We start from the raw sequence: 12782 nt of genomic DNA, 5'->3' as shown, positions 1-12782 counted from the left end.
ACAGATGAAACAATTAATTTATTCAATGATAGCCCTAGCCATATCGGCTTCAGCTTTCACCTTAACAAGTTGCGAAGACGTTCCGGCACCCTACAATAAACCCGATAACAACCCCACTAAGCCAGTCGACTTGAACACTGAAGCAACAGCATTTACCGTTGCAGAAGCCGTTCAGAAAATCAATGAAAACGGTGGGAAAGCGCTCAGCGGCGAGGCCTATGTCAAAGGAATCATCTCCGAAGTGGTATCGTATAACGATACATACAAGAGCATCACGTATTACATCTCAGACAACGGAACCGATAAGACACTCAAAATCTACTCCGGAAAAGGACTTAATGGAGCCGACTTCGCCTCTAAAGCCGACCTCGAAGCAGGCAAAACCGTAGTAGTGAAAGGCATTCTCAAATCCTACACAAACAAAGATGGAAGCAAGACAAGCGAGATGGACAAAGGCAGCAAGATAATTTCCATAACCGGCGGAACCACTCCGCCTCCGGCAAATGAAATTCTCAAAGCCACTTTCGCTAGCTCTGAAGATGGCTTCACAATCAACAACATCAACTTACCGACAGAGCTCAAACAAATCTGGGCCCATGATAAGAAAGGATATATGAGAGCCTCCGCATTCAACAAGAATAAATATGCAGCTCAAAGCCGTCTCATATCGCCCGAGTTCAGTCTCGCCGGCCGAACAGCAGCAACCCTCACCTTCAAGCACGCCGGCCGATTTTTCGTAACCGCTGCCGACGAATGGAAGGTACAAGTATCGACTGACGGAACAACCTGGACCGACCTTCAAGTATCGGCCTATCCGACAGGGAACGACTGGAATTTCGTAGACGCTACGTGCGATCTCACCGCCTATGTCGGACAAGCTAAAGTTCAAATAGCATTCCTCTACATAAGCACCACCGCAAGTGCTTCTACATGGGAAGTCAAAGACGTACTCATCAAGTAAAAGAAAAGGAAACCTTTGCAACCTACGGATTTATCCGTACTTTTGCAACCGTCGGTTGGCCGGAATACTCACCGCCGCAGACAATTTCCCGATTTTATTAACAACAACATAAACATCAAAAATGAAAAAAGGTATTCATCCAGAAAACTATCGTCCCGTCGTATTCAAGGATATGTCCAACGGCGATATGTTCCTATCAAAGTCTACATGCAAAACAAACGACACTGTAGAATTTGAAGGCGAAACTTACCCAGTGGTAAAAATCGAAATCTCAAGCTCCTCTCACCCGTTCTACACCGGTAAGAGCAAGCTTGTCGACACAGCCGGTCGCGTAGACCGATTCATGAACCGTTACGGTAAGCTGAATAAATAATAAATAATCCCCCTCCCCCTCGAAGTGCGGGCAAGCGTAGTTGCATATACGTTTGTCCGCACTTCTTTTATTGCCGCTTTTATTGCCGCCGCACTCTATGACTATGCTAGTTCGGTTTAAATAGAGAATCCCACTCGGGCGGAACGACCGCATGTAGGGACAGACCCCGTGTCTGTCCGAGCCCCATGCCAATTCGGTCTACCGACCGCATAACATATTTCGTCCTTTCGCGTCAGGGCTCGGACAGACACGGGGTCTGTCCCTACATGCGGGCTAATGCCCGAATTGGCAGGGGTGCGGACAGACACAGAGGCCGTCCCTACATGCGGGCTAATGCCCGTTTCGGATTCATTTTTTCTTATGCCGACCTCACGCTGCACTCTAACAAAGACTTTTCAGGAGAGTGCGATTGTGCGACTGAGCATAATCCATTGATTTCATCTCGGTACGAGCTTGCGCGAGCCTTGCCGGCGATATGTTTGCGTCGGTCTCAATATCGAAACGCGCATAAAATACTCTGGCCGGCTGTTTCCGAGGGCGTTTTATCTGAAACAATATCGTCACCGGCACTTAAAACTTATTTTTTATTCTGGCGACAGCGTCGCTATGACTTAAAATTTATTTTCTACTCTGGCGACAGCGTCGCTGACACTTAAAACTTATTTTTTGCTCTGGCGACAGCGTCGCCGACACTTAAAAATTATTTTATGTTAAGGCGACGATGTCGCCTTAACATATATTTTATTTACACTATCAGCGACAGCGTCGCCTTAACTTATATTTCATTTTAACTGCTGGCGACATCATCGCCTTAACATAAAATAATTTTTAAGTGCTGGCGACGATATCGCCTTAACTAATATTTTATTTTCACCATCGGCGACGATGTCGCTAAGGATATAAATATGTTTTAAATCCTAGTGACGATATCGCTGGAGCAAAAAATAAATTTTAAGTGTTAGCGACGGTATCGCTAAAGGAAAAAATAAGTTTTAAGTGCCGGCGACGATATTGTTTCAGATAAAATGCCCTCGTACACAGCCGGCCAGAGTATTTTATGCGCGTTTCGATATTGAGACCGACGCAAACATATCGCCGGCAAGGCTCGCGCAAGCTCGTACCGAGATGAAATCAATGGATTATGCTCTGCCACCCCCTATAACAGGGCTTGATGTGCGGTAATTATCTTAAAAACCGGGGTCGCGTAGTGAATCATTGCGTGCAAATAAAAAAGAATATCTCCTGCACGAGGAGATATTCTTTTGATAAGGATGAGGAATGAGGGGTGATGGGTGATGAGGGGTGGAGAGGAAATCGTTCTATTGTAAGACATCCGAAAGGGAAGTTGTACTTGTTGCTGTCCTGGCGCCGACGATGGGGAACAAAGACCTGCAGACTTCCGCTCGGAGAGATGGTGAACGCTAGAAAGTGTAGCGGAGACCGATTTGACCGCGCCAACGACTGTAGTAATCGCTGTAGTTGCGGGCCACGTGGGTGCCGTCGAAATGGAAGAAGCCGCCGCCGTCGTAGCTGAACGGACTGTAGTAAACGTTGAATGCGTCGCCATAAGTGTGGCCCCAGTTCTTGTTGAGCAGGTTGCCGAGGTTGATTATGTCGAGACTCAACTCAATGGCGTGGGTTTCGCGCCCTACGCGGAAGTTGTATTTCTGTGCCAGGTGGACGTCGAAGTGATGTTCGAAGGCCAGGTTGTCGGCAAATCGTTTGAAATATTCTCCGCGATGCTTGCGCATGTAGGAGTCGCCGGCAATCCATCTTTTGAGCAGTGTACGTTGTTGGTCTTCGGTTAAGGTTCCGTGGAATCCGGGGCCGAGCACCTGGGTTATGAGCGGATAGGTTTCCTGGCGATTGTCGACTGCGGTTGGTGTGAATCGCATCTGGTCGATTTGCTGGTCGGTGGGTATCCACATAAGGTCGTTAGAGATGGCACCGTCGCCGTTCATATCGCCATACATTTCCATGACGTATGCCGAGCCGCTTCGTCCTTGATAGATTATTCCGACGGTTGTTTGCCAATGTCCGTAATGTGCCCGGTAGTATGCGCTGGCTTGTAGTCGGTGTGGCACATTGAATGCGCTGAAGCCGAGTTCCGGTTCGTTGGGGTCGATGTGGGTTGCGTTGTACATCCAGTTGCTTCCGGCCACGTGCGATGTTCCGCTGTTGATGCTCATGGAGCGTGTCCAGGTGTAGCTTGCCATGAGGTCGAGTCCGAAAGCGAAATGTTTTTCGGCTTTGAGTGATAGGTTCACGGTGTAGCCTTTGTTTGTGTTGCAGAGTTCGTAAACGTTGGCGTAGGGTGTGTTGTTTGTAACGCGTTCGAACATCGGTCGGTTATCCCAAACATATCCTGTTAGTTCGCCAAAGGTTCGGCCTGTTCGGTCGTAGGCGAGGTTCTTGTAATATACGTCGTTGAGTGTTTTGGAGTATATGGCTTCGGCCGTCCAATCGATATCGAGGGCCTTGAAGTCGAACCCGAGGTTGAATTTGACGGTTTGGGCGAACCGGAAGTCGTTCTGGAACACATTGATTTCTTGATTACCGGTGGATGCCTTGAGCTTGTTTGCGTTGGCGAGCTGGTTGTCTGGGTCGAGGAGCATTTCGAGTCCTTTCGGCTGGTTAACGGAGTAGGTTGACATTTGTACGCCTGTTTTGGAGAAGTTGTTGCTCATCCATACGTAGGGAATTCTACCGCTAAACACCCCCATTCCTCCGCGGAGAATATAGCGTCGGTTCTTTGCTATGTCCCATCTGAATCCGGCTCGCGGACTGAGAATCGGTGTGCTCGATAATTTGTGGTCGGTTTTCACTCCCCATCCGTGCTGTTCAGCGTATTGATTGAAACCTGTATTGGCTGTTGGAGTGTCGAAGAAGAGTGGAATTTCCATTCGTAGCCCGTAGGTTAGTTGGAAGGATGTTGTGATGTCCCACTTATCTTGCGCATAGAATCCGAGCTGTCCGGCTGCAAATGGACTCTTCCATCTGGGGTCGCCAGTGACGTCGACGTTGGCCATTCCGAATCTGTAGCGTTGAAAATAGTTGTAGTTCGGGTCTACGGTGCCGGCCATATAGTCGTCGTAGTATTTGTTGAAGTGCGCCAGGTCGGCAAACTCATAGCTTCCGTTGATGTCCTGAATGAAGAGGTTGGCAAATTTATAGAACTCGTTGTGGGTTCCGAAGGTGAAAGTATGGTTGCCGCGGAACCATGTGACATTGTCTTCGACGGTGAAGATATCCTGGTCTAGCGAGTTTGCCATCGATGAGCGTTCGTTTCCGATATTCACCGTTCCGCCGGTGACTTGCACCGAAATCATCGGGAATGGCGATGCCACATCACGTTTGTCGCGCACTCTCACATAGCTTGCACGGGCCTCGTTGCTCACCAGTGGCGACAGTCGGCTCTGTAGTTCGGCCGTAAAGGAGTTGGTTATGTTTTTGAAGGGGTAATAATAATGGTTATCGTTCACGGACGAGGCTCCGCTAACGTTGTTGAGTTGCTTGGCGTTGACGAGACTCCATCGGAACGAGAATTTATTGAAGTCGTTAATGTTCCAGTCTATTTTCGCGCCGAACTTATTACTCCGGGTGTAGATTTCGGGGTTGTCGAACGCGCCATTATATTGAAGACCTTGCTTATTAGCCATCGTCTTAATTTTTTGCAGAACATCATCAGCCTCATCGGCATTCACCCGCGAACCCTCACTGCGATATCCGTTGAGGTTGGGATATTGCTTGTCGGCTTTCTCATAGTTCACGAAGAAGAACAGCTTGTCCTTTATAATCGGTCCACCCAGAGTTATCCCCCATTGCGATTCACTCTGTTCCATATAGCGCGGGGCCAATCCGCGACCGTCGGCATAGGGATAGTGTCGGCCTATTAGATTGTGATTATTCCCGAAGCCGTACACGCTTCCGTGAAAATTGTTGGTTCCCGAACGAGTGATGGCGTTTATCGCACCTCCCGTGAAACCGCTTTGTCGCACATCAAAAGGCGCCACATTCACCTGAATCTGCTCGATAGTTTCCATCGATACGGGTTGTGCTCCGGCTTGTCCGCCATTCGATCCGCCCGACGCTAGTCCGAACACGTCGTTATTCATCGCACCGTCAATCATGAATGAGTTGTAGCGATTATTTGCACCTGCAAACGACATAGCCCCCGAGTTCGACGTTGTCAGCTGCGGATTCAACCTCGCCACGTCAGCTATTCCGTGCGTTATACTGGGCATTTCGGCAATCTGTCGTGCATTAAGACTTTGTGCTGCGCCGGTTTTGGTGGCGTTGAGACTGGCATTCCCCGTCACTACTATTTCTTGTAGTTCACGGGCGTCGTCTTCCATCGCACACGAAAGGTCTTCCACCTCACCCAGCTTTAGGTCTATTCGGTTGAAGGTTTTGGTGCGTTGCCCAACATAGGAAATCTCTACCTTGTAGGGCCCGCCCACTCGCATGCCTTGGATGGTGAACCTACCATCAATGTTGGTCACAGCACGATAGATGGTACCCGATGGTTCGTGAACGGCCTTAACCGATGCACCAATCACCTCTTCTCCGCGTGAGGTTACTTTTCCGCTGATGCCCGATGTTGTAACCTGGGCCATCATTGAGGTTGCAGTGAAAACAAACATTGCAACCAAAAGGATTAATTTTCTGTACATAGTTTGAATTGTTTACGTGTATGCAAATTTAATTAGTTATTAGCCCTTACTCCAAAGCACCGGTGACTCCAGAATTGGATGACTAACTGCGCGAAACGGTTGTACCCGATTCGCTGAGCGACATTTCTACGAAGCGAGAATTCGGATTGGGCGATTCGGCAGTAAGCGTTTTGCGTATGCGAAGGGCGGCATCTGGATCTTTGGCTATCATATAGAGATAGCCGCCGCCACCCGCTCCGGGGAGTTTATAACCCAGACAAAGGTCGTCGACGAGCTGGGTTAGGAAAGAAACTTCAGGCGGATTGGTACCCGAGTCGAGCTTTTGATTCTGCTGCCATGTTCTTCTGACTAACTGACCTAGGGAGATAAAATTACCACGCAAGATTGTGTCGTACATATTGAGCGCGTGGATTTTCATTTCGCGTAACAGCTCCAGTTCATCGTGCTCGTTGAGGAACATCCGTCGCACAATTTCGGATAGAATAGTTTTTGCTGTTCGGGTTATTCCGGTGTAGTAAAGCAGATGACAAGGTTTGTAATCGGGATGTGTGAAAAGATTGGCGGGCATCCATCTGGTCGACGGACTTTGGTTGAGCCCAGGTTGAGTTTGGAGGAGCTTCACTCCACCAAATAGACCGCCAAACTGGTCTTGCCATCCTCCTCCGGTAGTTAGGAGTTGTTCGAGCATAAGAGTTCGTCTACCAATTTCGTTCTTATCCCATCCCAGTTTGCAGAAGTCAGATAGTGCGCTGAGCACGGTTGCAGCTAGGATGCTGCTTGTGCCGAGTCCAGAGCCGGCCGGTATAGCCGAAAGTAGAGTTATTTCGATTCCTCCACCAAAGTGCTCGAGCTGTTGCTTTAGGCTGCCGAAATCTTCGGCGCAATAATACGGCATGAATCCGGCTAATGCTAGAGCAGCTTTGGGGATAGAGAACGGGCTACCTACCTTATTGAACTGCGAGAGTTCGGTGTAGGTTCGCACTGTTTCGATGGCTCCGAGGTCAATGCTTCGGAGAGTTATGACGGGAGCTTCTGAGGTTTTGATATAGGTTTGAATAGGAGGTTGCCCATTAAGCTCGATTGCCATGTTGATTACGTTCCCACCTTCAATGAGGCAGTGAGGAGGAGTGTCTGTCCATCCGCCTGCGAGGTCAATTCTAACAGGACTTCGTCCCCAAACAATTTGGTCATCGTAAACGGCTTTAACAGGAAATTGCGGGGTTGTAAGAGTGGCAGAGGTTAGAGCATCGGCTAGCAGCTCGAAGGCTCGACTTTCATATTTCTGGGCTTCTTTCCCACTGGATATTTCACTTCTAAACATAGCGTCGCCGATGCGATTCATAAGAGGAGCGTCGACAGATATTGGCACAGGCATAGGCAAATTGGACTCTCTGAATGCTCGAGCGGCATCAGCGAGATCGAGCTGATAGAACACACTGTGTTCGTAATTCGCGGCAAGGGTCTGCCAGTTGAGTTCCCGGAATGATTTACGTTGAGCGAAGAGTCGTTTGAGGTTGGCTCGGACTGAAATTTGCTCAGCTGAAATGTATTCGCGAGCTTTTTTCCTCCCTCGGCTCATGTATAGGTCGAGCTTTTCGAAGTTAGGGAATACAGGGAATATTGGTGCGAACTGTTCGTGTCCGGCGAAAGTATCGTTGTATTTATATTCCCGCAATGCATAGGCTTCGTCATCAATCGGAACGATATCGATACACTGTCCGGGCACAAGTTCAACGCGCCAATCATTGTGCGGTATACCAGTGAGAATGTTGTTCCGGGTGATTTTCCATCGGTTGCTAATACAGCTGTTTTCAACCCAGATGTTTTCATTTTGATCTGTGAATCGGATTTTCGTAAGCGAATTTTGTACAAAAATGCTGGGCTGCGGCTTGAGCGAGTGATGCATGATTCGTCGCTGGTCGTTAACGAGATTCTGAATGGCTACGGTCGAAAAAAGGAGCTCGTGCGAGGTTCCAAAATGATAAAACTCACCCCCTGGAAGTGGGAGTATGGCCACAGTGAGGGCCGATATTTCTTTGTCAACTTGCGATGGCGAGTCACCTAGACAGCATCCAAAAGTCCCATATAGATCGTATTTTCTCATTTCCCCATCACCTAAGGAACTCCGTTCTATAAGTAAACTCACGGCTTTGTCGCTTAGTATCCACACGCCGATGTCGGTTAGATAGTAATGGCTTTTCTGAAGCTGTCCGAGTTGCTCAATCTTGGGCTTTTGGAGCATACATTCGAGTCGGTCGGGCGAATCGCGTCGCGATACGAACACGCCATGATTCTTTGCGATTTCAGGGCCGAGCCATAAGCCATAGCACACTACGTCGACCTCGGGAATGGTTTCGAGCTGTTCGGTTGCGCGAATCAGTACGTCACCACTCACTATCATCGTGTGCAATGAATCAGGAGCAGTCTCCATTATTCTTTGATAAAGCGGAATCTGTAGGGAGAGTAAATCTTGCGAAAGACGTTGCCCGATTCCCCATCTGAACACCGGAATGGGTGTGAGAATCTTCCCCGAGGGGGCATAGGCAGGCAGACGTCGACTTTGTCCGCCAGCATGCAGTAGCAATCTCTTTTCACGCCCAAGCCATTTCTCGAAGTCTTCACATCTGTCAGTCTCGGCCTTATAGGCTTGTTTTAACAGCCATGCGGTTCCACCTCCCGAACCAAGCTTCTGGTCAACGGGGTCACTAGTGCAAAACCATTCGTCACGTGGATTGTTCGTAATGTCGTGAAAACTATCAACAAGATTTTGGGGTAGAGATAAAAGCTTTTTCATCTATAGGTTGTCTTGGTTCGATGCAAAATTAAATAGTTCCATTCGTTAATTTTGCATGCAAAAAAATAATCTAGCAATGAACAATAACGATTCGCTCTTCAAGAAAAATGGTGTGAGTTTCCTGCTTCCTTTCATCATGATTACAACCTGTTTTGCCATGTGGGGATTTGCAAACGATGTGACTAATCCGATGGTGGCGTCATTCGGAAAGATTTTCCAAATCAGCAAGTTCGAAAGTAGCTTCGTGCAAGTGGCATTCTATCTGGGTTACTTTGTGATGGCATTTCCGGCCGCTCTTTTCATCCAGCGTTATTCGTTCAAAAGTGGAGTTTTACTAGGACTGACACTTTATGCTGTAGGGGCGCTTGCATTTATTCCAGCCAAGATGAGCGGAATGTTCATTGCCTTCTTGCCGGCTTATTTCATCATGACCTGCGGATTATCGTTTCTCGAAACAAGTTGCAATCCCTACATATATTCCATGGGAAGCGACGACACAGCTACACGTCGACTGAACTTCGCCCAGGCTTTCAATCCTCTCGGAGCAATAACCGGCGCATGGATTGCGCTCACATATGTATCAGCCAGTCTGCATCCAGCTGACAGCAAGACTCGGGGTAACTTAATGAATTCGGTACCAGAACAATTCGAAGCTATCAAAACACACGATTTAGATATCCTAGTTCAACCTTATCTATATGTAGGAATAGTTGTGCTTTTGCTGTTACTCATAATCTGGCGAACAACTATGCCAAAGGCGGGTGACACCGGAAAGAGTAAAAGCCTATGGCTAGCCATCAAGCAATTAGCGCATGAATCTAACTATCGTAAAGGAGTGATAGCGCAGTTTTTCTATGTGGGTGCTCAAACAGTTTGCTGGTCCTACATCATGTACTACGGGCACCATGTTTTCCATGAGCTCGAGGGCATGAGCGAACAAGTTGCCCAACAAATCACAACTTACTATTATCTGAGTGCGCTGGTTCTTTTCGCCATCGGAAGATTCGTTTGTACTTATTTCATGCGATTCATTAAGCCCGGAAAACTATTAGCATTGCTTGCACTGGCAGCTTTGATGTGTTTGGCAGGGGTGATATTCGTAGATGGACGAATTGGATTGTGGTGCCTTGTAGCCGTTAGCGGTTGTATGAGTTTGATGTTTCCAACTATCTACGGTATTGCGCTAAGAGGTTTGAAAGACAATGTGAAATTTGGCGGTGCCGGTTTAGTTATGAGTATCCTTGGTGGTAGTGTGATTCCTCCGGTCCAGGCGGCAATAATCGACATTCACAGCGAGGTTCTGGGTTTATCGTCGATCAATGCTTCGTTTATAGTCCCAGTTGTTTGCTTCTGCGTCGTGACCTGGTATGGTTTAAGCACGAATGAGAAAGTATAAGCTCTATAAGTTTTAAGTATATTGCAGAGAGTCACTTATATCGAACAGCGATAATATTTTATTACTTTTGCATGACTTTCGCAACACAATAACAACATATACATAATGAAGATTTCATACAGATGGTTGAAGGAATATGTAGACTTCGACCTAACTCCGCACGAAACTGCAAAAGCACTGACTTCGATCGGACTCGAAGTGGGAATGCTTGAAGAGGTTGAAACCGTCCGAGGCGGATTGAAAGGACTTTTCGTGGGCAAAGTGCTGACCTGTGAACCACTTCCGAATTCCGATCATCTACACATCACAACCGTTGACCTAGGACGACCAGAACCACAACAAATTGTTTGTGGAGCGCCGAATGTGAAAGCTGGACAAAAAGTCATTGTAGCCGATTTGGGCTGCGTGCTATACAAAGGCAACGAGACATTCATCATTAAGAAGAGCAAACTGCGGGGTATAGATAGCTTCGGAATGATTTGCGCCGAAGATGAAATCGGAGTGGGCACATCGCACGACGGAATAATTATTCTGCCCGATAATGCACGGATTGGGATGCCAGCCGCCGAATATTATAAGGTTGAGAACGATTGGGTTTTCGATATCGACATTACCCCCAATCGCGCCGATGCGCTTAGTCACTACGGAGTGGCGCGCGACCTTCACGCATGGCTTATTCAAAATGGTCATAAAACTAATTTGCATCGCCCCAGTTGCGATAAATTCAAGATAGACAATCATGACCTGCCCATCGAAGTGAAAATAAAAAATACCGATGCCTGCCGTCGATACGCTTGCTTGAGTATAACAGACTGCGAGGTAAAGGAGAGTCCGCAATGGCTCAAAAACAAACTATCAATAGTGGGACTACGTCCGATTAATAATATCGTTGATATAACAAACTATATCATGCTAGCATACGGTCAGCCGATGCACTGTTTTGACGCAGATATGGTGATAGGGAATCGTATCATTGTGCGCGATAAAAACGAAGGTAGACAGTTCGTAACTCTCGACGGCACTGAACACACGCTCGGCGAGCATGATCTTGCCATCTGCAATGACGAGGAACCGATGTGCATTGCCGGAGTGTTTGGTGGGAAAGGTAGTGGAACCTACGATACTACACGCAATGTTGTTTTAGAAAGTGCATATTTCCATCCTACATGGATTCGTAAAAGCTCTCGACGACATGGATTGTCGACCGATGCCAGCTTCCGATTCGAACGTGGAATCGATCCCACCGGAATTATTTACGCCCTGAAACAGGCCGCGATTCTTTGCAAAGAACTTGCAGGCGGAAAGATTAGCATGGAGATATGCGACGAATATCCTACCAGGATGGACGATTTCTCCGTGAGACTGAATTATGAATATTGCGACCGACTAATTGGAAAACAACTTGGCGCCGAAACGATAAAGAACATCATAACAGCCCTCGAAATGCGAATTGAAAAAGAAGACGAGCTGGGTATAGACCTCGTTGTACCGGCTTATCGTGTGGATGTTCAACGGCCGTGCGACGTAGTTGAAGAGATTCTACGAATCTATGGCTACAACAATATTGAAATTCCAACCTCATTAAAATCAGCTCTCATTGTTGCCGGCGACACCGACCGTAATCATAGTCGTCAGCAAATAATCAGTGAACAATTGGTAGGCGAAGGCTTCAATGAGATTCTAAATAACTCGCTAACAATGGCAGCCTACTATGATAGCGATTTACTAAACTCCTATCCGGCCATAAAAACCGTTCGAGTAATGAATCCGCTATCGACCGACCTCGGAGTGATGCGCCAAACACTGCTCTTCGGTGGACTGGAAAGCATTCGCAGAAATGTTAATAGGAAAGCACAAAACCTTCGCTTCTTCGAGTTCGGAAACACATATCTATACGAGTCCGAAAAGCGCAAAGAAGATAATCTGGCCAAGGCCTACACGCAGCAACGTAGATTAGGCTTGTGGATAACCGGCAAACGCGTCCAAAGTTCGTGGGCCCATCCCGACGAAGAAAGTTCGTTCTACGAGTTGAAAGCCTATGTTGAAAATATTCTTGCACGACTCGGATTGAAGTTGAGCGTACTCGTTGCTGAAAGGTCGGATAACAATATTTTCGAAAGCGGTCTTGTGCTCAACGACAAAAACTCCAAAACAATAGCCGAACTTGGCACTCTCAACATCCAACTCCTTACACGGCTCGATATTTCGCAAGCCGTCTTCTACGCCGAACTACACTGGGATACCATAATGAAAGCCATACGTAAGAATCAACTTCAGTTCACCGAGATTCCGAAATATCCCGCCGTAAGTCGTGATCTCGCTCTGCTTGTCGACAAAGCCGTGGAGTTCGCACAGATTGAGCAAATTGCCCGCGAAACCGAGAAGAAGAATCTCAGGAAGGTTGAACTTTTCGACGTTTACGAGGGAAAGAAACTCCCCGTCGGAAAGAAAAGCTATGCCATTAATTTTATCCTTCAGGACGACGCACAAACACTCACCGACAAGGCTATCGAGTCCATAATGCACAAATTAATTAAAAACATAACCAATAAACTCGGAGCCGAACTCCGATAAACAATTCAAAC

Annotated in this window: 6 protein-coding genes; 4 read left to right on the top strand and 2 right to left on the bottom strand. The window is 47.4% G+C overall.

Annotation, left to right across the window (positions count from 1 at the left end; all coding sequences use genetic code 11):
• The first annotated feature begins 4 nt into the window (after positions 1–4).
• Together HMPREF9140_RS00365 and HMPREF9140_RS00360 are read left to right on the top strand one after the other, a co-directional pair.
• Positions 5–961, top strand: a complete 957-nt coding sequence (locus HMPREF9140_RS00365) for a choice-of-anchor J domain-containing protein (protein WP_006950943.1) — start codon at positions 5–7, stop codon at positions 959–961.
• A gap of 121 nt (positions 962–1082) precedes the next feature.
• Positions 1083–1334 (top strand): type B 50S ribosomal protein L31, encoded by a 252-nt coding sequence (locus tag HMPREF9140_RS00360; protein ID WP_006950941.1) that lies wholly within the window; start codon positions 1083–1085, stop codon positions 1332–1334.
• A gap of 1421 nt (positions 1335–2755) precedes the next feature.
• On the opposite strand, the gene HMPREF9140_RS00355 is transcribed toward HMPREF9140_RS00360, so the two are convergent.
• Positions 2756–6007, bottom strand: coding sequence for a TonB-dependent receptor (locus HMPREF9140_RS00355; protein ID WP_006950939.1), 3252 nt, complete (start codon positions 6005–6007; stop codon positions 2756–2758).
• Positions 6008–6089: 82 nt separating this feature from the next.
• A complete protein-coding gene (locus HMPREF9140_RS00350) occupies positions 6090–8801 on the bottom strand; it encodes a bifunctional fucokinase/fucose-1-phosphate guanylyltransferase (RefSeq protein ID WP_006950937.1) in 2712 nt (903 codons plus the stop codon).
• Between the two features lie 76 nt (positions 8802–8877).
• Between HMPREF9140_RS00350 and fucP the strand changes: the two genes are divergently transcribed.
• Entirely contained in the window at positions 8878–10197 is a 1320-nt protein-coding gene (gene fucP / locus HMPREF9140_RS00345; RefSeq protein WP_006950935.1) for an L-fucose:H+ symporter permease, read from the top strand.
• 105 nt (positions 10198–10302) lie between these two features.
• Positions 10303–12771, top strand: coding sequence for a phenylalanine--tRNA ligase subunit beta (gene pheT, locus HMPREF9140_RS00340; RefSeq protein WP_006950933.1), 2469 nt, complete (start codon positions 10303–10305; stop codon positions 12769–12771).
• The last annotated feature ends 11 nt before the right edge of the window (positions 12772–12782 follow it).

The sequence above is a fragment of the Prevotella micans F0438 genome (assembly GCF_000243035.1).
Taxonomy (GTDB): domain Bacteria; phylum Bacteroidota; class Bacteroidia; order Bacteroidales; family Bacteroidaceae; genus Prevotella; species Prevotella micans.
The sequence above is the reverse complement of the archived record's forward strand: the minus strand, read 5'-3'. Positions and strand labels throughout refer to the sequence as shown.